Here is a 19637-nt window from a genome sequence, read left to right on the forward strand (position 1 = left end):
CGACGCCATGGCGTCGGATATCAGGGTCAAGATCTGCGGGCTGACGGATGCCCCTTCGGTGGCGGCGGCAGTTTCCGCCGGAGCGGCCTATCTGGGCTTCGTGTTTTTCCCGAAATCGCCGCGCAATCTCGACATCGAGACCGCCCGCGCTCTGGCCGCCGACGTTCCGCCCGGGCTTGCCAAGGTGGCGCTGACGGTGGATGCGGAGGATGCCATGCTTGCGGCGATCCTCGAGCGGGTTCCCATCGATATGCTGCAGCTTCACGGCCACGAGACACCCGGGCGCGTCGCCGGGATCCGCGCCCGCTTTGGCCTGCCGGTGATGAAGGCGGTCGGTGTGGCGGACGAGGCCGACCTCGCGCAGATCACGGACTATGCCCGCGTGGCCGACCAACTGCTGGTCGACGCGAAACCGCCCCGTGACGCCGTGCTGCCCGGCGGCAACGGGCTGTCGTTCGACTGGCGGCTGATCGCGAACCGGCGCTGGCCGGTGCCGTGGATGCTGGCGGGCGGGCTGACGCCCGACAACGTGGCCGAGGCGATCCGGCTGACCGGCGCGCGGCAGGTGGATGTGTCCTCGGGCGTGGAAACCGCCCCCGGGGCCAAGGATGCGGCGCTGATCGAACGGTTCATCGCCGCAGCGCGCAGGGAGGATGTGCAATGAAGGGACTTGTCGGACTGGTCGCAGCCCTTGCGATTCTGGGCCTCGCCATGGCTTTCACCAAGCCCACCGATGCTGATTTCGAGGCCGCGCTCGAGGCGCAGCTTCTGGCCCGGATCGATGCCGCCGACCCGGAGGCGCAGGCCGACCCGGTCGAGGCGATCCTGATGGCGACCTGCAAGATGGGCCGCGAACAATGCGCGCAACTGATCCGCGCGCTGATCTCGCTGGACTACGAAGACAAGGTGCTGTTCTCTCGCGCGCGCGTCACGCTGGGCGACGCCCAGGGCACGACCTGCACCGGCATCCTGACGCGCATCTTCTGCAACGAGGTCAGATGATCGCCCCCTGACGGGAGCGAAAGGGGAGGGGAAAATGGCCATCATCATCCGCCAGGCGCGGCGCGCGGAACTGGGCCGCATCGTCGGGCTGTTCGTCGAGGACCAGGCCGACGCGATCCTCGAAGCGCTCAACATGGACGTCTACGAGGTGGCCTTCGACGCGATGGAGGCCGAGCGTGACAACCTGCTGATCGTGGGCGAGGAGAATGGCCGCATCGTGGCCTGCTACCAACTGGCCTGCCTTTCGGGGCTGGTCGATCACGGGGCGCGCAGGGCGCTGGTGGCGGGGCTGAGGGTCGCGGCCGACCGCGCCGGGCAGGGGATCGAGGCGCGGATGCTGGAGGATGCAAAGTCCCGCGCCCGCGCGCTACGCTGCCGGTTGATCGAGATCGCAGAGATGCCCGAGACCGCGGCCGACCTGCTGGACGGGCTCGGCTTTACCGCGTCGGGGACAACCTATAGACAGAGGCTCGACTGAGAGGAGCGCGAGAGATGGCCGACGACCTGATCAATTCCTTCATGACGGGCCCCGACGAGAAGGGCCGGTTCGGCATCTTCGGCGGGCGGTTCGTGTCGGAAACGCTGATGCCGCTGATCCTCGAGCTTGAGGCGCAGTACGAGCATGCCAAGACCGACCAGAGCTTCTGGGACGAGATGGAGTTCCTGTGGAAGCACTATGTCGGCCGCCCCTCGCCGCTCTATTTCGCGGAACGGCTGACGGAACGGCTGGGCGGTGCCAAGGTCTACATGAAGCGCGACGAACTGAACCACACCGGCGCGCACAAGATCAACAACGTGCTGGGCCAGATCATCCTGGCCCGCCGGATGGGCAAGACCCGGATCATCGCGGAAACAGGCGCGGGCCAGCACGGGGTGGCCACGGCGACGGTCTGTGCCAAGTTCGGGCTGAAATGCGTGGTCTACATGGGGGCCACGGATGTCGAGCGGCAGAAGCCCAACGTCTTCCGCATGCGTCTTCTGGGGGCCGAAGTGGTGCCGGTCACCTCGGGGCGGGGCACGCTCAAGGACGCGATGAACGACGCGCTGCGCGACTGGGTGACGAACGTGCGCGACACCTTCTACTGCATTGGCACGGTGGCCGGCCCGCACCCCTATCCGGCGATGGTGCGCGACTTCCAGTCGATCATCGGCAAGGAGGCCAAGGCCCAGATGCTGGAGGCCGAGGGGCGGCTGCCCGACATGCTGGTGGCGGCCATCGGCGGGGGGTCGAACGCTATGGGGCTGTTCTATCCGTTCCTCGACGACAAGGAGGTCCGGATCGTCGGTGTGGAAGCGGGTGGCCACGGGGTCGACGACCGGATGGAGCATTGCGCCTCGCTGACCGGGGGGCGGCCGGGCGTGCTGCACGGCAACCGGACGTATCTTTTGCAGGACGATGACGGTCAGATCCTCGAAGGCCATTCGATTTCCGCGGGGCTCGACTATCCCGGGATCGGGCCGGAACATGCCTGGCTGCACGAAACGGGCCGCGCCGAATATGTGGCGATCACCGATTCCGAGGCGTTGGCGGCGTTCCAGTTGTGCTGCGAGACCGAAGGCATCATTCCCGCGCTGGAACCCAGCCACGCGCTGGCCCATGTCGCCAAGATCGCGCCTGATCTGCCCAAGGACCACATCATCTGCATGAACATGTGCGGCCGGGGCGACAAGGACATCTTCACCGTGGCCCGCCATCTGGGCCACGACATGGGCGGGTTGTAAGCGCACTCAGGCCAGGGCGTAGAGCCTCAGCACGTCAAGCGGCACGATCTCCAGCGCGGCCTGGTGGGTGGCGGTCAGGTCCACCCGCGGGGCGCAGCCTTCGTCGTGCGCCTGCAGGAAACGCCCGGCGCAAAGGCACCAGCGGTCGCCGGGCCTCAGCCCCGGAAAGCCGAATTCGGGGCGGGGCGTCGACAGGTCGTTGCCCACGTATTTCGAATAGGCCAGGAACTCGGCCGTCATCACCGCGCAGACCGTGTGGCTGCCGGTGTCGCCGGGGCCGGTGTCGCAACAGCCATTGCGAAAGAACCCGGTCATCGGCGCGTTCGAACAGGGGGCGAGGCTGCCGCCAAGGGCGTTCACCGAAGGGGCCTTGTGATCGGGCATCGGGGGTCTCCTACCGGAAGCGGTCGGCGAGTTTCTGAAGCGCCGAGCGGGTGTCTTGGGCCGCTGGGGTGTCGGGCCTGGCGGGGGCGGGGGACGGGGCCTTGACCTTTTCCGGCGCGGCGGCGCGATCCGAACTGCGCGGCGGTGCGGTGCGCAACGCGACCGCGTTCAGGAACCGCGCCCCGTCGCCTTCGGCGAGCGCCGCCGCCCCCTCCGAAATCCCGCGCATGAGATCATCGAGCCAATCCGCGTCGGCTTTCGCGAAATCGCTCAGCACATAGGCCGAGACCCGGTCCTTGTGGCCCGGATGGCCGATCCCCAGCCGCACCCGCGCGTAGTCCGGTCCGATATGGGCGTGGATCGAGCGCAGACCGTTATGACCGGCATGCCCGCCGCCCTGTTTCAGCCGGCACTTGCCCGGGGCAAGATCCAGTTCGTCATGGAACACGGTCACGTCTGAGGGAGCCAGCTTGTAGAACTGCACCGCCGCCTGCACCGAATCGCCGGACAGGTTCATGTAGGTTTCGGGTTTCAGCAGGACGATCTTCTCGGTTCCCAGCCGCCCCTCGGCCGCCTGGCCCTGGAATTTCGACCGCCACGGCGAAAAACCATGATCCGCGGCGATCCGGTCCACGGCCATGAAGCCGATATTGTGCCGGTTGCCCGCGTATTTCGCGCCCGGATTGCCCAGACCGACGAAGAGACGCATCCGCCTTCGCTCCCCACTTGAACCTCTGTCCTTGATGCCGTGAACTGCGCCGGGATTCCAGTCCGGTGCGATAAAGGGTGGAGACGCGCGATGTATCTGACGATGAACCGGTTCAAGGTGAAATCCGGCCGCGAGGCGGATTTCGAGGCGGTGTGGAAGACCCGCGACAGCCATCTCAAGACCGTGCCGGGCTTTGCCGGCTTCCATCTGCTGAAGGGCCCCGAGCGCGAGGGCTACCGCCTTTACGCCTCGCATACCTTCTGGGACAGCGAGGCCGCGTTCACCGCCTGGACGAAATCCGAGGCGTTCCGGGCGGCGCACAAGGGGGCGAAGGGGCCGTCCGATCTGTACCTCGAACCGCCCGAACTGGAGATCTTCGAGTCGGTGCAGCTCCTCGCCTGAGGCGCGCGTCCGCCTCTTTCTGCGGCGCAGCAATTTTGGATGCCTGCAAAACGGGCAGGACCGCCTGTTGATGGACGGTCCTGTGCGATGGGACAACCATTTCGAAACCTCGCTGGGCCACGCTCGGGGCAAAGCGAGGCGACGAACATGGCACGTTTCCTTTTCCGATCCTTCTGCGGTCCTTCGCGCGGCGCCCCGGTCACGTATCGGGCGGGGGGCGCGGCATCACTGGCGGGCCTGCTGATCCTGCTTGGCGCGTCGCCGGCCGCGGCGGTCGAGATGCCCTTCGATCCGGGCCCCACGCTGGACGAGTTGTCGACGGTTGCCGTTCCGCCGCCCGAGATGTCGGAAACCGCACGGCTCAAGGCGGGCATCCTCTGCGTTGCCTGGGCACGGGACATGATCGGCCAGCACTGGCGGCTGCTCGACGTGCTGGATGGGCCCGGCACCTGGAGTATCGCGCGTCAGCAGCTCTGGCTGCAGGTCGGCTGGGTCGAGGAGTTCGAGACGCGCCACCTGCGCCCGGTGATCGATGCGGCCAGCCAGGAGGATCTGCTCGAAGCCTGGTGGCCCGGGGGCGTCACCACGCCCGCGGGCAGCGAGGGCGCGATCCGCATGCACCGCTTCTGCATGGGGCTGCCAGGGCTTCTGGGAACCGTCGATCCCGACGCGCCGCCGGGATTCTGATCCGGGACCGGGCGAGTTCACGACCACCTGTCCGCCACATGAAAACGGGGCCCCGAAGGGCCCCGCATCCTATGCACGCAAGGCGGTGTCGCCTCAGGCCTCGTCGCCCTCGTCACCGTCGTCTTCGCCTTCGGAGGACCGAAGGCCGGACGGGGCCGAGATGTTCGCGATCACGAAATCGCGCGCGGTGATCGTCGGGCGCGTGCCCTCGGGCAGCGCCACGTCCGAGATGTGGACGATATCGCCGACGTTCAGGGCCGACACATCGACCGTCAGCTTCTCGGGGATCTCACCCGCGGTGACCACCAGTTCGACCTCGGGCCGCACCACGGTCAGCACGCCGCCGCGCTTGAGGCCGGGGGATTTCTCCTGCCCGACGAACTCGACCGGGATGTAGAGGTTGATCCGCGAGGTGCGGCGCAGGCGCATCAGGTCGACATGGATCGGCAGATCCTTGACCACGTCGCGCTGCACGCCGCGGCAGATCACCCGCACGTCGTCGTGCCCCTCGACCTTGAGGTTGAACAGCGTGGACAGGAAGCGGCCCGCCTTCAGGCGTTTCAGCAACTCGTTGTATTTCAGGTTGATCGGCAGGGGCTCTGCGCCGCCGCCATAGACGATGCCCGGAACGAACTGCTCACGACGAGCTTGACGAGCGGCCCCCTTGCCTGTCCCCGTACGTTCCGTGGCGAAGAGATCCGGAATCTCACCAGCCATTGGTCATTCTCCTAGGTTCTGGGCATCCTCCAAGGGTGTATGCCCGGTTGAAGCCGTGCCCTTAGCCGACACGGGGCCGCTTGGAAAGGGGAAACGGGGGCCTCAGGCCCATTTCCCCTCGAAATCCTCGGGCACCAGCAGGATGCCGCGGTCCAGGGTTTCAACGCTCTTGCGGCCACACAGCGCCATGGTGGTATCCAGTTCCTTGTGGATCATCTCCAGCGCACGGGTGACGCCCGCCTCGCCCATCGCGCCCAGCCCATAGACGAAGGCGCGGCCGATATAGGTGCCCTTCGCGCCCAGCGCGAGCGCCTTGAGCACGTCCTGACCCGAGCGGATGCCGCCATCGACATGGATTTCCACCCGGTCGCCCACGGCGCGCACGATCGACGGCAGTGCCCGGATCGAGGACAACGCCCCGTCAAGCTGCCGCCCGCCATGGTTCGACACCACGATCGCGTCGGCGCCGACATCGGCCGCGCGGCGCGCGTCCTCGGCATCGAGGATGCCCTTGAGGATCAGCTTGCCGCCCCATTGCTCCTTCAGCCGCCTTACCTTGTCCCAGTCGAGCGAGGGGTCGAACTGCTCCGCCGTCCAGTCCGACAGCGACGAGACATCCGAAACGCCCTTGGCGTGGCCCACGATATTGCCGAACTGGCGGCGTTTCGTGCCCAGCATTTCCAGCCCCCAGCCCCATTTGGTCGAGAGGTTCAGCATGGTGGGGATCGTCATCTTGGGTGGCGCCGACAGCCCGTTCTTGAGATCCTTGTGCCGCTGGCCGAGGATCTGCAGGTCCAGCGTCAGCACCAGCGCCGAGCATCGCGCATCCTTGGCGCGCTGGATGATCCCCGCAACGAACTCCTCGTCGCGCATCACGTAAAGCTGGAACCAGAAGGGCTTGGTCGTGTGGGCAGCCACGTCCTCGATCGAACAGATCGACATGGTGGACAGCGTGAAGGGCACGCCGAACTTTTCGGCCGCCCGCGCCGCCTTGATCTCACCGTCCGCAGACTGCATGCCGGTCAGGCCCACCGGGGCCAGTGCAACAGGCATCGCCACGTCCTGGCCGACCATCCTGGTCGCAGTGGACCGGCCCTCCATGTCGACGGCGACGCGCTGGCGCAGGCGGATTTCGGCGAAATCGCTGATATTGTCGCGAAAGGTCTGCTCGGTCCAGCTGCCCGACTCGCAATAGTCGTAGAACATCCGGGGCACGCGGCGAACGTAGATCCGGCGCAGGTCCTCGATGGTGGTGATGACGGGCATGGGGCGGCTCCCTCGCTTTGGTAAGAGGGCTTTACCAATCGGCCGGGTTTCCCGCAACGGGGTTCGGCATTGCCGCTTGAAGGGGGGCGTGCGATCGGCGATGCAGGCGCCATGAGCATTGTCGCCCTCGGCCTTCTCGCCTCTCTTGCCGCCGGCCTGATGACCGGGGTGGGCGCGCTGCCGGTCCTGATGGGCCGCACGATCTCGCGCAAGGCCAATGACACGATGCTGGGCTTTGCCGCGGGCGTCATGCTGTCGGCCTCGTTCTTCTCGCTGATCCTGCCGGGAATCGACGCGGCCGAGGGGCTTTATGGGAGCGTTCTGGTCGCGGCGCTGATCGCCGGGGCGGGGATCGCGCTGGGCGCGCTCGCGATCGCCGCGATGAACGAATACGTGCCGCACGAACATTTCCTGGCGGGCCGCGAAGGGGTAGAAGCCGCGGCGCTGGCCAAGATCTGGCTCTTCGTCTTCGCGATCACGATCCACAACTTCCCCGAAGGCATGGCCGTCGGCGTGGGCTTTGGTGGCGGCAACGTGGCCAATGGCATATCGCTGGCCACCGGCATCGGGTTGCAGAACGCGCCCGAGGGGCTGGCCGTCGCGGTGGCGCTGCGCGGCCAGGGCTACCGGCGCCTGACCGCGTTCCTCATCGCGCTCGCGACCGGGCTGGTCGAACCGGTGGGCGGCGTTCTGGGCGCCGCCGCGGTGTCGGTTTCCGTTCATGTGCTGCCCTGGGGGCTGGCCTTCGCGGCGGGGGCGATGATCTACATCATAAGCCACGAGATCATCCCCGAGACCCACCGCCGCGGCCATCAGAACCGCGCCACCACGGGGCTGACGGCGGGATTGATCCTGATGATGGTGCTGGACGTGACGCTGGGCTGAGGCAGGGCCATTGGACGCGGAGTATGCGATCATCGGTGGCGGGGTGGTTGGGCTCTCACTGGCCTGGGGCCTGTCGAAGCGCGGCCACAGGGTGCTGGTGCTGGACGGCTCCGACGGCGGTTTCCGGGCAAGCCGGGGCAATTTCGGCCTTGTCTGGGTGCAGTCCAAGGGGCTGACTGAACCGGCCTATGCGCGCTGGTCGCAGCGGTCTGCCGCTGCCTGGGCCGGGTTCGCCGCCGAACTGGGCGAGGCCACGGGCCGCGACCTCGCGCTGCGGCAGGAGGGCGGTTACGATTTCCACCTCGACGAGGCAGAGCTTGAGGCGAAGGTTCGCCTTTTCCAGGGGCTGAGGGCGCGGCTTGGCGGCGACTACCCGTTCGAGGTGCTGGGCCATAACGCTCTGAAACGCGAGGAGCCGAAGATCGGCCCGAAGGTGGCGGGCGCGATCCTGCATCACCAGGACGGCCACGTGAATCCGCTGAGGCTGTTGCAGGCGCTGGCCGCCGACGTGCGCCGGATGGGCGGGCGGGTGCTGACGGGGCAGGTCGTGACCGATGTCGCAGGCGGCGACGGTTTTGCCATGACCTGCGCCGACGGGACGCGCCATTGCGCCGCCAAGGTGGTGCTGGCGGCGGGCCTCGGTGCGATGGACCTGGGGCCGAAGCTGGGATTTGCCGCCCCGATCCGTCCACAGCGGGGTCAGGTTCTGATCACCGAGAAGCTGCCCAAGCTGATGAACCGCCCCTCGGGCATCATCCGGCAGGTGGACGAGGGGGGCGTGCAGATCGGCGACAGCAAGGAAGAGGTGGGCTTCGACGATTCCGTGACGCTGGAGGTCGCCGCCACCATTGCCGCGCGCGCCGTCGCGATCTATCCCGCCCTCGCCCGCGCCCAGCTTGTCCGCAGTTGGGGTGCGCTTCGGATCATGTCGCCGGACGGGCTGCCGATCTACCAGCAAAGCCCGACGATGCCCGGCGCCTATCTGGTGACCTGCCACAGCGGGATAACGCTGGCCGCGGCGCATGCCCGTTTCCTGCCCGCGTGGCTAGACGATGCGGCGGACGCGCCCGATCTGGAGGTGTTCAGTGAACGACGCTTCGCCCTTTCTTGACCTGGATCCGGGCGGCCCCCGGGTCAGTGTGCGCTTCGACGGCACCGACCATGCCCTGCCCGAGGGGGCGAACCTAGCGGCGGCGCTGCTGGCCGCGGGCGTCCGTGTGTTCCGCGCGACGCCTGTCTCGGGCGCGCCCCGGGCGCCCTTCTGCATGATGGGGGCCTGCTACGACTGCCTCGTCCTGATCGACGGCGTCACGCGCCAAGCCTGCATGACGCGGGTCACCGACGGGCTGGTGGTCGAACGCGCCCCGGGGCGGGACCTGCACGATGGATGAGGTCGATCTGCTGATCCTCGGCGCGGGCCCCGCCGGGATGGCTGCGGCGGCCGAGGCGGCAGGGGCGGGGCTTGTCGTCGCACTGCTGGACGAACAGGCGCGCCCGGGCGGGCAGATCTACCGCGACGTGACCGCGGTGCCCCCCGCCCGCGCGGCGATCCTCGGCCCCGAATACCGCGCGGGCCGCCCGCTGGCCGAGGGCTTGGCTGATCCCCGCATCCGTCACATTCCGGGCGCAACCGCCTGGAAGATCGACCCCGACCGCACCATCGCCTACTCCGTCGACGGCAAGGCGGCGCTAATCCGGGGTCGCCGCCTGCTGATCGCGAGCGGCGCGCTGGAACGCCCCGTGCCGATCCCGGGCTGGACGCTGCCCGGGGTGATGACCGCGGGGGCCGCGCAGATCCTGTTGAAACAGTCTGGTATCCTGCCGCGCCGTGCGGTGATCGCGGGAAGCGGCCCGCTGCTCTACCTGATCGCCGCGCAGATGGTGCGCGCGGGCACGCCCCCGCTGGCGCTGGTCGAGACCCAGACCCGCGGCGATCTGCTGGCCGCGTTGCCGCATCTGCCCGGCGCGATTCGGGGCTGGCGGTCGATGGCCAAGGGGCTGGGCTGGATCGCGGAGCTGAAACGCGCGGGCGTGCCGCGCCACCGGGGCGCGCGCGACCTTGCCGTCGACGGCGCAGGCCGCGCAGAGGCGCTGGCTCTCACCGCCGGGGGCCGCCGCCGGACCATCCCGTGCGAGACGGTGCTGCTGCACGAGGGCGTGGTGCCCAACATCCAGGCGACGCGGTTGCTGGGGTTGCCGCATCGCTGGGATCAGGCGCAGCGCTGTTTCGTTCCCCGACATGACCGCTGGGGGGAAACTCCGCTGCCCGGCATCCATGTCGCGGGAGACGGGGCGGGAATCGGCGGCGCGCTGGTCGCGGAACTTTCGGGGCGCCTTGTCGGGCTCTGCGCCGCGGCGGCGCTGGGCCGGCTCGACCCGGTCGAACGCGACCGCCGCGCCGCGCCGCTGTTCCGCACGCTTGCCCGCGAACGCGCCGTGCGCCCGTTCCTCGACGCGGCCTATCCGCCGGGGCCGCAGACCCTCAGCCCGGCCGACGGAACCATCGTCTGCCGTTGCGAAGAGGTGACGGCGGGCGAGATCCGCCGCCATGCGCGCCTGGGCTGCAAGGGGCCGAACCAGGCCAAGGCCTTCGGGCGGGCGGGCATGGGCCCCTGCCAGGGGCGCTTTTGCGGCCTTGCCGTCACCGCGATCCTTGCCGAGGCAAATGGCCAGAGCCCCGACGAGACCGGCTATTTCCGCATCCGCCCCCCGATCAAGCCCGTCACGCTGGCCGAGATCGCGGCGATGGCGCCGACCGGGCCTGACAAGGACTCCGCATGACCGCCTCGGCCGGCTTGCGGCCGTGCGGGAAGAGGGGTGGCTTGGCCTCGCGGTCAGGCTGGCGCCGGCACCGCCGCCGCCTCGCCACCGCCCCATACCTTTCCAGATGATTCACATTTCCTGACACATTCTGAACCCAAGTCGCCGATAGCCTCGTCCTTGGTGTGCGAGGTCTGTCATGTTCAGGAAACTCTTTCTTGTCGTGGTGGGGGTATTTTTGTTGTCGACTCCGGTCCTGGCCCAAAAGGCTGGGGTGGGCGCGTGGGAAAACCCGCGCTACACGATGATCCAATGGATCGAGGAAACTCCGGGGCTCGGCTGGTACTACAACTGGCGGACTGACCAGATCTGGTCGCGCCAGCGGCATCGGCGCGACGTCGAGTTCGTGCCGATGATCCATGGTGCAAAGGATGTGGACAAGCCGATCCAGTCGGACCGGCGGGTGACCACGCTGCTTGGCTTCAACGAGCCCGACGGATATGGCGGAAGCCATCAGGCGGGCATGTCCGTCGAGCAGGCGGTCGCGCTCTGGCCCAGGCTCGAGGCGCGTGGCCTCAGGCTTGGCAGCCCGGCCACGTCGCGGGACCAGACGCTGGGACCGAAATCATGGCAGGGCCGGTTCATGGCCGAGGCAGAGCGGCGCGGCCTGCGCGTCGACTTCATGGCCGTGCACTACTACTCGACGAATGGCAGCGTCGACGAGTTCCGGCGCTGGCTGACCCAGGTCTACCGTGAATACCGCCGGCCGATCTGGGTGACCGAGCTTGCCTATATCGACTGGAACCGGCCGCGCGGGGCAAGCTACGAGCAGAACGCCGCCTTTGCCGAGGGCGCGATGCGGATGATGGAACGGCTGCCCTTCGTCGAACGCTATGCCTGGTTCTCGGCCAACCCCTATCCGTGGAAGGGGCAGGCGCCCGAAATCAACCTTGTCGACAACGACCTTGCCCCCACGCTGGTCGGGCGGGTCTACGAGCGGACGATGGCCACCTTCGCCGGCGTCACCATCGCCAGCGCCGAGTGACAGCGCAGACCGCGCCCGGTACCGGGCGCGGTCACCGCAGTGGGCCGGTCCGGTAAAGCCGCACCTTGAGCCCGCCATGGGGCACCGGCGGCCCATCCGGTCCGAAGGGCAGGCCGGTGGACCGGGCAAGCGCCGGTTCGCTGGTCACCAGCCCGACGCGCCAACCGGAAAAGCGCGTTCTCAGCACCTCTCCAAGCGTTCCGTAAAGCGGGTAAAGCGTCTTGCTGTTGCCGATCCGCCCGCCATAGGGCGGGTTGACGATGACAAGGCCGGGCGGTCCCTCGGGCGGCGAAAGCGCGGCGATGGGCTGGCAGGCGAAGGCAGTGATGGCGGCGACGCCCGCGCGTTCCGCATTGGCCCGGCTTGCCGTGATCGCACCCTGGTCGCGGTCGAAGCCGTGAAACCGCAGCGCGGGAAGGGGGCCGGCGGGGGCCGCGCGCATCGCCGCCCACACGGCCGCATCGAACCCGGCAAACGCCTCGAAGGCAAAGCTGCGGCTGCGGCCCGGGGCAAGGCCCGCGGCGATCTCGGCCGCCTCGATCACGAACGTGCCCGAACCGCACATCGGGTCGACAACGGGTTCGCCGCCCGCATAGCCGCACTCCCGCAGGAACAGCGCGGCCAGCGTCTCGCGCATCGGCGCCTTGCCGACCGCCTGCTTGTGGCCGCGCCGGTGCAAGGGCTCGCCTGAACTGTCGAGGCTGATCGTGCAGAGGTCGTCCTCGATCCGCACCAGCACGCGGATTGCGGCATCCTCGGCGACGGGTGCGCCCAGTTCCTCGGCGATGGCCCGCTCGATCCGCTGGGCGGCGGCGCCCGCATGATAGATCTTCGACCCCCGGCAGGTCGCCTCGACCCGTACCGGCCGGTCGGCGCGCAGCACGTCGCGCCATGGCACGCGGCGGGCCCGCTTGTCGAGCTGGGCAAGGTGCAGGGCACGAAAGGCGGCGATGCGCACCAGCACCCGCCCCGCGCCGCGCAGCCAGAGATTCGCGCGCCAGACCTCGGGCCAGCCGCCGCGCACCGCAACGCCGCCCGGTGCCGGGGTCGCGTCGCGAAAGCCCAGGGCGCGTGCCTCTTCGGCAAGCATGGGCTCCAGCCCCGGCGGGGCGGCAAGAAAGATGTCAAGATCGTCGGGCCTGTCCATGCCGCCTCCTTAGCCCGCAATCAGGGCGGCGTCGATCACCCTGCGCACGGCTGGCCCGGGCGTCGCGGAACCGGGGCGCGGGCCCTGGTCCGGAATGGTTGACGCTTTCCTGCCGGGGGCAACGGAACCGGGGCGGAAGCGTGTCTTTTGCGCGGGATTGCGGCGAAATCAAGGACGGCGCTTCCCGCTCCGGGCCTTGGGTCAGGATCCCCGGGGCGCTTTGCGGAACCGGGAAACTGCGTTAACCTTCAGGCGTGTGACCAGTCCGCCCGCCGCGGCGCGTATGCCGAACCGGTCCCCGCCCGCGGGGGCTGATCCGCCTTGTCCCGGGACCCGTCTTCATGTCCGATCCCTTGCACGACTGGCTCTCCACCCTGGAGCGGTCCGACACGCGGTCGCAGGCCCTGGCCGCCCTCGGCTGTCTTGAGGCCGTCGGCGCACTTTCGTCCGGGCGGGATATCGGTGCCGCGCTTGCAGACCTTGCCCGGACGGCTGGATCCCGCGGCGCCGACTGGCAGATGCCGCCGCCAGCGCGGATCGCCGCCGGCCTGCCCTCGGTCGCGGACCTTGCCCTGGCCTGGCGCGCGGCCTTTGCCGACACCACCGCCGAAGGCCCCGTGCGGCTCTTGCTGCACCCGGCGGATGCGGGTTGGAGCCCGGCCGAAACGGCGGTCCTGCCCGCCGTGCTGGACACGCTGCTGGCACCGCTCGAAGGTCTCGCCCCTTTCACGCCCTGGCGCGAGGCGCCGCGGGAGATGATCGCGGCCGCCTCGGTCCTGCGCCCGGATCGGTTCCCGCGCGTCGGCGTCTGGGACTGGCCGCTGGTGATCGGTGCCGGGGACGCCGCGTGGCCGATCGACTGGGGGGCGTTTCCCCCGATCCAGCGCGGCATCGCGCGGCTGGGTCGCCCCGGGCAGGACTGCGATATCGCGGTTCTTCCAGCAGGGCTGCCCGCCGGGTCCGTCTTTGCCGGGATCGTGCTTGCCGCCGCGCCGCCCGGAACGCCGTTCGAGGCGCTTTTCGGCCAGCCGGCGGGCGACGCGTCGCTTGTGGCGTGGCTGCGGGGTGGGGCGCCCGATGCAGAGCTTCTGACCGCGCTGATCTACGAGCTTGCCCATGATGCGCCTCCCGACCTGGCGCTGAACTGGGCGGCCCGCATCGCCGGGCAGACCCCGCTGCCCTATGTCTTCTCGACCGCGTTTCATGCCGAAGAGATGGCCCGCGCGCGCCTTTCAGCCCGCCTGCGCGCGGCGGCCCGGCGGCTGGTTGCGCTGGGGCGCGACGATCGCGACCCGTTGCCGGACGACCTGCAACTCTGGGCCCTCGGGATCGGCGAGGACAATTCGCGCGACCCGGCCGCACTCGGCGCTGCGATCGAGCAGGCCCTCGCGCGCGGCAAGGTTCTCTATGATGCGGAATCGATGGCAGGCGAGGCGCTGGCCCGGCTGGAGATCGAGCTGCGCCGCCGCGAGCCGGTGCCGAGCGCCGGGGTGCCGAAGATGGCGCCAGAGCCGCCGCTGCGGCCGCGTCCCTCGATCACCGCACCCGCGCCTGAAAAGTCCCCACCCCCTCGCGAGTCGGACCGCTACCTCGGGGGCGCGTCGCCGGATTTTTCGGATTTCGGTTCCTCGTTGGACGACTCGTTTGGCCCGGCAGCCGATTCCGCCACGGCAGGGGACGGCCTCTGGGAAGAGACGACCGAGGCGGGGACCGATGCCGCCGAGGATGGTCCGCAGGAGAGCGGCCAAGAGGAGGAAAGCGCGCCCGACCAAGCCGATGCCGAACCGGAGGTCGCGCAGCAGACGGCGCCGCAAGACCCCGCGCCCGAGGAGACCCCGCGCGAGACCGATGTCGCGCTGCTGCGCGGGCATTTCTACCCCGGGGACGCGGTCCCCGATGCCAACCGCCTGACCGCCGCCGAGCCGCTTGTCCCGGGAAGCAAGCATACGCTCGAAGTGGCGATCCGGGCCCGGCGGATCGGGATCACGGGGGCGCCGTCAAAACCCGTTCAAAGCCCGCGCAAGGGGCGCGAGGACGTCACCGTCTATGTCGCCCTGTCAGGCCCGGGCACCGCGGCGCTTGCCTTCGAGGACAGCCTGTTGCCGCTGACCTGGCCCTTCGACCAGGACAGCGCGCCCGCGTTCTTCCGCTTTCGCAGCCCGGCGATCCTGCCCGATCCGCTGTCGCTGTCGATCCGGCTTTACACCGCCGATCTGCGCCTGCTCGACCTGCTGGAATTGCGCCGCGAGGGCGGCATCTGGGCGACGCGCCGGGCGGCGGGCACGCTGCCGCCGCTGGAACCCGATGCGGGGCCCGACCGCGACGTGCTGGCGCTGCACATCCGGCCCGAGCCGCTGGGCTTCGGCGTCGAGGCCATCGTCCGGCGCGATGGCGAGACCCGGCTGGCGGCGCCCCTTGGCCGGACGCTGCTGACCGCCGATGTTGAGGCGCTGCTGGCCCGGGTGCGGCAGCACTGGACGGCGCTGGTGATCGGCAAGATGAGCGAGCGCAAGAAGCTGTCCAAGAGCGGATTCCGGACAGAGTGCTTCGACCTGCGAAAGCTGGGCGAAGACGCGTGGCGCGTGCTGTTCGGGGACCGGCGGGGCGCCGATGCGGGGGCGGCCGAAACCCTGGGCGAGATGCTGCGCGCCGCGCCGCTGCCCGATGACGCGGCCCTCAGGGTGACCTTCGAGCCCAACGCCGAAAGCTTTGCCTTCCCCTGGGCGATTCTTGCCGAGCCGACGCCGCGGGGGCAGCCGCCCAACCCGGACGGGCTTTGGGGCCTGCGCTACCGGATCGAGTTGCTGCGTCCGCAGGGCCGCCGCCCGCCCGCCGCCGGGACCGGGCCGGTGCGGATTCTGGCCACCCTCGACAAGGGGTTCGCGGGGGTCGTGAACCATGCGGCCACGCTGGACAGGGTGGCCGGGACGGGGGCAGGCGCGACGATCCTGCCCGCGACTACGCTGGACCAGGTGCTCGACGCGCTGGAAAGCGCCGCCCCGCCCGAGATCATCTATTTCTTCTGCCACGGCATCGCCGCCTCGCGCGCGGCGCCGCTTGGCGCGGATGTGATCGGCGAGATCCGTGGCCTTGCCGAAAATCTTGGCGACGACGACCGGAAACCCTGGACCGCGTTCCTCAACCGCCTGGATTCGGCCGGGGCAGGTGCGCGGCTGTTCACCGGGGATGCCGAGATCAGCGAGGCCGATCTGCGCGCCGCGAACTTCTTTCGCCAGCCGAAGCGGCCGCTTGTCTTCGTGAATGCCTGCCAGTCCGCCGACCTGCTGCCCGGCGTCTCGTCGGGGCTGACGGGCGTCTTTCTGGATCGCCAGGCGGTCGCGGTGATCGGCACCGAATGTCCGGTCACCGCGATCTTTGCCGATGCCTTTGCCGGGGCGCTCCTGCCCCGGCTGCTGAACGGCGAACCGCTGGGCGCGGCGATGCTGGCGGTGCGGCGCGCGTTTCATCAGGACCGTAACCCGCTTGCGCTGCTCTACACGCTTTACGGACGCGGAGACGCGCGGATCACCGCCCCCGAAGGCTGATTCCGGGCAAGATGAAACAAGGAGGAGTAGGGACAATGACGACAGACACCGATCTCGAGATGCGGACGATCGCCGCCGCCGAGGCGCTGGCCGCCGAAAAGGACGACGAGGCGCTGCTGGTGATGCTGGGCAAGCAGGAGAAGGCCATAGCCCGCGAGCCGTCGCTCGCCCTTCAGCCGATGCTCGACCCAGATTACGACAGCACCCATATGGGGCTGGTCGACGATCTGAAGGACCTTGGCCGGCGCATCGTGGCGCGCTGGTCGCGTGCGCTTTACGAACTGGTCTGCGGCGGGCAGGGCGAGGATGCGGACCGAAAGAAGCTGTTCGAGGCGCTGAATGTCGGCGAGGCGGCGGCCATCGGGGCGGTCACGGCGCTGTTGCTGGGCATGGCGGTGCCGCCGCCGGTTGCGGCCGCCGCCTCGGTGGTGATCGTGCGCAAGTTCCTGCTGCCGGCCGGGGACGAGGTCTGTGACTTCTGGGGCGAGAAGCTCGACGAGGCCTGAGCAGGGGATCGGCGTCCCGCGTGCCGATCCGCCCCGCTAGCGCACCAGCGGCTCCAGTGGATCGTAGAGGACGCCTGTCCCCCAGGCTGCGTCGGGCAGGCTGTCGGGCTTGAAGCGGATCGTCGCCATCTCGCCCCGGGCGAAGAACCGGCGTTCGGTGACGATCCCCTCGGGGTCGCGCCAGGCGGTGTCAAGCCGGCCGTCCGTGATCGTGCAGCGGAAATAGATGTCGACCTGGTGGAACGGGCGCCCCGGGTCGTGGAATTCGTTGACGAGGCAGGGGGCGCCGACCTCGATCGTCAGCCCGGTTTCCTCGTGCACCTCGCGCCTCAGGTTCACGGGCAGCGAGGTGCCGCGTTCCACCCCGCCGCCCGGGGCGCACCACAGGTCGCTGACCCCGTCCGGCCAGGCATTGACCAGCAGCAGCCGGTTTTCGTGCAGGATCAGCGCGCGGACGGCGAGGCGGGGTGAGGCGGCAGGCATGGCGCGACACTGCCCGCCCCGCCTCGCCTGCGCAAGTGCCCCTCGCAACCGGTGCGCCCAGCGCATAGCTTGGCCCCATGCTGCGCCTTGTCCTGCTCTGGCTGATCCTGTTCGCCGCCCCGGTGCGGGCCGATTGCGTCGTGCTGCTGCACGGGCTGGCGCGCAGTCCCGACTCGCTGATCCTGATGCAAGAGGCGTTGTCCCGTCAGGGCTTTCGGGTGGTGAACGCGGGCTATCCGTCGACCGAAGCGCCGGTCGAGGCGTTGACCGGCGTGCTGCCGCAGGCGTTCGCCGAATGTGGGCCGGTCGCCCGGATCGATGTCGTGACCCATTCGATGGGGGGCATCCTGTTGCGGCTTTGGCTGGCGGATCATCGCCCCGCCAATCTCGGCCGGGTGGTGATGCTGGGCCCGCCGAATTCCGGCTCGGAACTGGTGGATGCGCTGGGTGCGCTGAAACCCTTCGAATGGATCAACGGCCCGGCGGGGATGCAGCTTGGCACCGGGCCGCGCAGCCTGCCGAACCGGTTGGGGCCGGTGGATTTTCCGCTGGGCGTGATCGCGGGCAACCAAAGCCTCAACCCGCTTTATTCGGCGCTGATCCCGGGGAACGACGACGGCAAGGTATCGGTCGCCTCGACCCGGGTGCAGGGAATGGCGGCGCATCTGGTCTTGCCTGTGACCCATACCTTCATGCCGAACGACCCGCGGGTGATCGCCCAGACGATTGCCTTCCTGCGGACCGGGCGGTTCGAGCCGGACCTCGGCCTTGCCAAGGCGCTTGGGCGGCTACTGGAGTGACGCGGGTCCGAGGCGGCGGTTGACATGGCCCATCTTTCGGCCCGGCCGGGCCTCGGCCTTGCCGTAGAGGTGGATCGCCACCGCCGGATCGCGCGCCAGCGCGGGCACCTTGTCGACATCGTCGCCGATCAGGTTCTCCATCTCGATGTCGGAATGTCGTGTCCCGTCGCCCAGCGGCCAGCCCGCGATGGCGCGGACATGCTGTTCGAACTGGTCGATCACGCAGCCGTTCTGGGTCCAGTGGCCGGAATTGTGCACCCGTGGCGCGATCTCGTTGACCAGCAGGCCGCGGGGCGTGACGAAAAGCTCAACCCCCATGACGCCGACATAGTCCAGCGCGTTCAGCAGGCGGCCGGCCAGCAGCACCGCATCGGTGCGCTGGGCCGTCGTCAGCGGCGCGGGCACGGTGGTCGTGCGCAGGATGCCGTCGCGATGCACATTCAGGCCGGGATCGTAGCAGGCGACCTCGCCCGTCAGCCCGCGCGCGGCGATCACCGAGATCTCGCGGGTGAAGCTCACGAAGCCCTCCATGATCGCGGGCGCCCCGCCCATCGCGGCCAGGGCTGCGGGCGCATCCTCGGGCTGGTCGATCCGGGCCTGGCCCTTGCCGTCATAGCCCAGGCGGCGGGTCTTGAGGATCGCGGGCAGGCCGATCTCGGCCATCGCCTCGGCCAGATCGACCGCGTCATCCACGGCGGCGAAGGGCGCGGTCATCAGACCCAGTTCCGAGGCAAAGGCCTTTTCGGTCAGCCGGTCCTGCGACACGGCCAGCGTGCGGCGGTTCGGCCGGATCGGGACCAGCGCCTCGATCGCATCCAGCGCAGCGGTGGGGATGTTCTCGAACTCGTAGGTCACGACATCGACCGAGGCGGCAAAGGCGGCCAGCGCCTCCCTGTCCCCGTAGGATGCGGTCGTCACCCGGTGGGCGACATCGGCGGCGGGCGGTTCGGCGGCGGGCTCGTAGAAGTGGCAGCGAAAGCCGAGCCGCGAGGCCGCGACCGACAGCATCCGGCCCAACTGGCCGCCGCCGAGAATACCGATGGTGGCGCCGGGGGCCAGCGGCTCAGTCATCGGCGGGCTCCTCGGGGATCGAGGCCGAAAGATCGGCGCGCCAGCGGTCCAGCCGACCGGCCAGCGCCGGGTCGGTCAGCGCCAGGATCTGCGCCGCCATCAGCCCGGCATTGGCTGCCCCCGCCGCCCCGATCGCCATGGTGGCAACCGGGAAACCCTTCGGCATCTGCACGATGGAATAAAGGCTGTCGACACCGTTCAGCGCCCGGGTCTGCACCGGCACGCCGATCACCGGCACGCGGGTCTTCGACGCCATCATGCCGGGCAGATGCGCCGCCCCCCCGGCGCCGGCGATGATGACCTGAAGACCGCGTTCGACGGCGGTCTTGCCATAGTCCCACAGACGGTCTGGGGTGCGGTGGGCCGAGACGATGCGGGTCTCGAACGGCACGTCAAGCGCGCCCAGGATATCGGCCGCCTCCTTCATCGTGGGCCAGTCCGACTGGCTGCCCATGATGATGCCCACTTTCACGTCCGCCATGCGTGCCCTCCCGGATTCGCGAGCG

The 19637-nt window shown here is 69.3% G+C and carries 22 protein-coding genes; 14 read left to right on the plus strand and 8 right to left on the minus strand.

Annotated features, from left to right (window positions below; all coding sequences use genetic code 11):
* Positions 1–7: 7 nt before the first annotated feature.
* From EV655_RS08130 to trpB, 4 genes are read left to right on the plus strand one after another with little or no spacing between them, the layout of a single operon-like run.
* A complete protein-coding gene (locus EV655_RS08130) occupies positions 8–664 on the plus strand; it encodes a phosphoribosylanthranilate isomerase (RefSeq protein WP_132543655.1) in 657 nt (218 codons plus the stop codon).
* Positions 661–1002 (plus strand): hypothetical protein, encoded by a 342-nt coding sequence (locus EV655_RS08135; RefSeq protein WP_132543657.1) that lies wholly within the window; start codon positions 661–663, stop codon positions 1000–1002. Before EV655_RS08130 ends, EV655_RS08135 begins: the two co-directional genes overlap by 4 nt.
* Before the next feature lie 34 nt (positions 1003–1036).
* Positions 1037–1480, plus strand: coding sequence for a GNAT family N-acetyltransferase (locus EV655_RS08140; RefSeq protein ID WP_132543659.1), 444 nt, complete (start codon positions 1037–1039; stop codon positions 1478–1480).
* Positions 1481–1494: 14 nt separating this feature from the next.
* Positions 1495–2724, plus strand: a complete 1230-nt coding sequence (gene trpB, locus EV655_RS08145; protein ID WP_132543661.1) for a tryptophan synthase subunit beta — start codon at positions 1495–1497, stop codon at positions 2722–2724.
* A 6-nt stretch (positions 2725–2730) separates the two neighbouring features.
* Here trpB and EV655_RS08150 read toward each other — a convergent pair whose 3' ends face one another.
* Complete coding sequence (locus tag EV655_RS08150) at positions 2731–3108, minus strand: DUF2237 family protein (RefSeq protein ID WP_132543663.1); 378 nt, start codon at positions 3106–3108, stop codon at positions 2731–2733.
* Positions 3109–3118: 10 nt separating this feature from the next.
* Positions 3119–3817: an aminoacyl-tRNA hydrolase gene (gene pth / locus EV655_RS08155; RefSeq protein ID WP_132543665.1), complete on the minus strand. Its 699-nt coding sequence runs from the start codon at positions 3815–3817 to the stop codon at positions 3119–3121.
* Between the two features lie 90 nt (positions 3818–3907).
* Between pth and hmuQ the strand changes: the two genes are divergently transcribed.
* Positions 3908–4219 carry a heme-degrading protein HmuQ gene (gene hmuQ, locus EV655_RS08160; RefSeq protein ID WP_132543667.1) on the plus strand — a complete coding sequence of 104 codons (312 nt, stop codon included), beginning with the start codon at positions 3908–3910 and terminating at the stop codon, positions 4217–4219.
* A gap of 147 nt (positions 4220–4366) precedes the next feature.
* Positions 4367–4906: a hypothetical protein gene (locus tag EV655_RS08165; RefSeq protein ID WP_132543669.1), complete on the plus strand. Its 540-nt coding sequence runs from the start codon at positions 4367–4369 to the stop codon at positions 4904–4906.
* Positions 4907–4999: 93 nt separating this feature from the next.
* Here the strand turns inward: EV655_RS08165 and EV655_RS08170 are convergent, their stop codons facing one another.
* Complete coding sequence (locus EV655_RS08170) at positions 5000–5623, minus strand: 50S ribosomal protein L25/general stress protein Ctc (RefSeq protein WP_132543671.1); 624 nt, start codon at positions 5621–5623, stop codon at positions 5000–5002.
* 102 nt (positions 5624–5725) lie between these two features.
* A complete protein-coding gene (locus EV655_RS08175; protein WP_132543673.1) occupies positions 5726–6889 on the minus strand; it encodes an alpha-hydroxy acid oxidase in 1164 nt (387 codons plus the stop codon).
* A 111-nt stretch (positions 6890–7000) separates the two neighbouring features.
* On the opposite strand from EV655_RS08175, the gene EV655_RS08180 reads away from it, so the two are divergent.
* The 5 genes from EV655_RS08180 (at position 7001) to EV655_RS08200 (ending at position 11579) form a co-directional block, all read left to right on the plus strand.
* Positions 7001–7774 (plus strand): ZIP family metal transporter, encoded by a 774-nt coding sequence (locus tag EV655_RS08180; protein ID WP_165905305.1) that lies wholly within the window; start codon positions 7001–7003, stop codon positions 7772–7774.
* 10 nt (positions 7775–7784) lie between these two features.
* Positions 7785–8885 carry an NAD(P)/FAD-dependent oxidoreductase gene (locus EV655_RS08185; protein ID WP_132543675.1) on the plus strand — a complete coding sequence of 367 codons (1101 nt, stop codon included), beginning with the start codon at positions 7785–7787 and terminating at the stop codon, positions 8883–8885.
* The gene (locus EV655_RS08190; protein ID WP_243645027.1) at positions 8860–9165 is read left to right on the plus strand and encodes a (2Fe-2S)-binding protein; all 306 of its coding nucleotides are present in this window, start codon (positions 8860–8862) and stop codon (positions 9163–9165) included. Before EV655_RS08185 ends, EV655_RS08190 begins: the two co-directional genes overlap by 26 nt.
* Positions 9158–10555, plus strand: a complete 1398-nt coding sequence (locus EV655_RS08195) for an FAD/NAD(P)-dependent oxidoreductase (protein ID WP_132543679.1) — start codon at positions 9158–9160, stop codon at positions 10553–10555. The genes EV655_RS08190 and EV655_RS08195 overlap by 8 nt, the downstream gene beginning before the upstream one ends.
* Before the next feature lie 178 nt (positions 10556–10733).
* Positions 10734–11579 (plus strand): glycosyl hydrolase, encoded by an 846-nt coding sequence (locus tag EV655_RS08200; protein ID WP_132543681.1) that lies wholly within the window; start codon positions 10734–10736, stop codon positions 11577–11579.
* 31 nt (positions 11580–11610) lie between these two features.
* Here the strand turns inward: EV655_RS08200 and EV655_RS08205 are convergent, their stop codons facing one another.
* Positions 11611–12726: a THUMP domain-containing class I SAM-dependent RNA methyltransferase gene (locus EV655_RS08205; protein ID WP_132543683.1), complete on the minus strand. Its 1116-nt coding sequence runs from the start codon at positions 12724–12726 to the stop codon at positions 11611–11613.
* Between the two features lie 341 nt (positions 12727–13067).
* On the opposite strand from EV655_RS08205, the gene EV655_RS08210 reads away from it, so the two are divergent.
* Both EV655_RS08210 and EV655_RS08215 read left to right on the plus strand, forming a co-directional pair.
* Entirely contained in the window at positions 13068–16271 is a 3204-nt protein-coding gene (locus EV655_RS08210) for a CHAT domain-containing protein (RefSeq protein ID WP_132543685.1), read from the plus strand.
* Between the two features lie 35 nt (positions 16272–16306).
* Positions 16307–16777: a hypothetical protein gene (locus EV655_RS08215; protein WP_132543687.1), complete on the plus strand. Its 471-nt coding sequence runs from the start codon at positions 16307–16309 to the stop codon at positions 16775–16777.
* Positions 16778–16813: 36 nt separating this feature from the next.
* On the opposite strand, the gene EV655_RS08220 is transcribed toward EV655_RS08215, so the two are convergent.
* On the minus strand, positions 16814–17260 hold the full coding sequence (locus EV655_RS08220) for an NUDIX domain-containing protein (RefSeq protein WP_132543689.1): 447 nt from the start codon (positions 17258–17260) through the stop codon (positions 16814–16816).
* A gap of 77 nt (positions 17261–17337) precedes the next feature.
* Between EV655_RS08220 and EV655_RS08225 the strand changes: the two genes are divergently transcribed.
* Positions 17338–18060, plus strand: a complete 723-nt coding sequence (locus tag EV655_RS08225; protein WP_132543691.1) for an esterase/lipase family protein — start codon at positions 17338–17340, stop codon at positions 18058–18060.
* On the opposite strand, the gene EV655_RS08230 is transcribed toward EV655_RS08225, so the two are convergent.
* Together EV655_RS08230 and purE are read right to left on the minus strand one after the other, a co-directional pair.
* The gene (locus tag EV655_RS08230; RefSeq protein WP_132543693.1) at positions 18049–19131 is read right to left on the minus strand and encodes a 5-(carboxyamino)imidazole ribonucleotide synthase; all 1083 of its coding nucleotides are present in this window, start codon (positions 19129–19131) and stop codon (positions 18049–18051) included. The two genes, EV655_RS08225 and EV655_RS08230, sit on opposite strands and share 12 nt — an antisense overlap.
* Positions 19124–19612 carry a 5-(carboxyamino)imidazole ribonucleotide mutase gene (gene purE / locus EV655_RS08235; protein WP_132543695.1) on the minus strand — a complete coding sequence of 163 codons (489 nt, stop codon included), beginning with the start codon at positions 19610–19612 and terminating at the stop codon, positions 19124–19126. The genes EV655_RS08230 and purE overlap by 8 nt, the downstream gene beginning before the upstream one ends.
* Positions 19613–19637: the final 25 nt, after the last annotated feature.

It is taken from the genome of Rhodovulum euryhalinum (assembly GCF_004342445.1).
Classification (GTDB): domain Bacteria; phylum Pseudomonadota; class Alphaproteobacteria; order Rhodobacterales; family Rhodobacteraceae; genus Rhodovulum; species Rhodovulum euryhalinum.

Coding starts and splice junctions, on each gene's coding strand:
- EV655_RS08130 (WP_132543655.1), top strand. CDS start 8: ATGGCGTCGGATATCAGGGTCAAGATCTGCGGGCTGACGGATGCCCCT.
- EV655_RS08135 (WP_132543657.1), top strand. CDS start 661: ATGAAGGGACTTGTCGGACTGGTCGCAGCCCTTGCGATTCTGGGCCTC.
- EV655_RS08140 (WP_132543659.1), top strand. CDS start 1,037: ATGGCCATCATCATCCGCCAGGCGCGGCGCGCGGAACTGGGCCGCATC.
- trpB (WP_132543661.1), top strand. CDS start 1,495: ATGGCCGACGACCTGATCAATTCCTTCATGACGGGCCCCGACGAGAAG.
- EV655_RS08150 (WP_132543663.1), bottom strand. CDS start 3,108: ATGCCCGATCACAAGGCCCCTTCGGTGAACGCCCTTGGCGGCAGCCTC.
- pth (WP_132543665.1), bottom strand. CDS start 3,817: ATGCGTCTCTTCGTCGGTCTGGGCAATCCGGGCGCGAAATACGCGGGC.
- hmuQ (WP_132543667.1), top strand. CDS start 3,908: ATGTATCTGACGATGAACCGGTTCAAGGTGAAATCCGGCCGCGAGGCG.
- EV655_RS08165 (WP_132543669.1), top strand. CDS start 4,367: ATGGCACGTTTCCTTTTCCGATCCTTCTGCGGTCCTTCGCGCGGCGCC.
- EV655_RS08170 (WP_132543671.1), bottom strand. CDS start 5,623: ATGGCTGGTGAGATTCCGGATCTCTTCGCCACGGAACGTACGGGGACA.
- EV655_RS08175 (WP_132543673.1), bottom strand. CDS start 6,889: ATGCCCGTCATCACCACCATCGAGGACCTGCGCCGGATCTACGTTCGC.
- EV655_RS08180 (WP_165905305.1), top strand. CDS start 7,001: ATGAGCATTGTCGCCCTCGGCCTTCTCGCCTCTCTTGCCGCCGGCCTG.
- EV655_RS08195 (WP_132543679.1), top strand. CDS start 9,158: ATGGATGAGGTCGATCTGCTGATCCTCGGCGCGGGCCCCGCCGGGATG.
- EV655_RS08200 (WP_132543681.1), top strand. CDS start 10,734: ATGTTCAGGAAACTCTTTCTTGTCGTGGTGGGGGTATTTTTGTTGTCG.
- EV655_RS08205 (WP_132543683.1), bottom strand. CDS start 12,726: ATGGACAGGCCCGACGATCTTGACATCTTTCTTGCCGCCCCGCCGGGG.
- EV655_RS08210 (WP_132543685.1), top strand. CDS start 13,068: ATGTCCGATCCCTTGCACGACTGGCTCTCCACCCTGGAGCGGTCCGAC.
- EV655_RS08215 (WP_132543687.1), top strand. CDS start 16,307: ATGACGACAGACACCGATCTCGAGATGCGGACGATCGCCGCCGCCGAG.
- EV655_RS08220 (WP_132543689.1), bottom strand. CDS start 17,260: ATGCCTGCCGCCTCACCCCGCCTCGCCGTCCGCGCGCTGATCCTGCAC.
- EV655_RS08225 (WP_132543691.1), top strand. CDS start 17,338: ATGCTGCGCCTTGTCCTGCTCTGGCTGATCCTGTTCGCCGCCCCGGTG.
- EV655_RS08230 (WP_132543693.1), bottom strand. CDS start 19,131: ATGACTGAGCCGCTGGCCCCCGGCGCCACCATCGGTATTCTCGGCGGC.
- purE (WP_132543695.1), bottom strand. CDS start 19,612: ATGGCGGACGTGAAAGTGGGCATCATCATGGGCAGCCAGTCGGACTGG.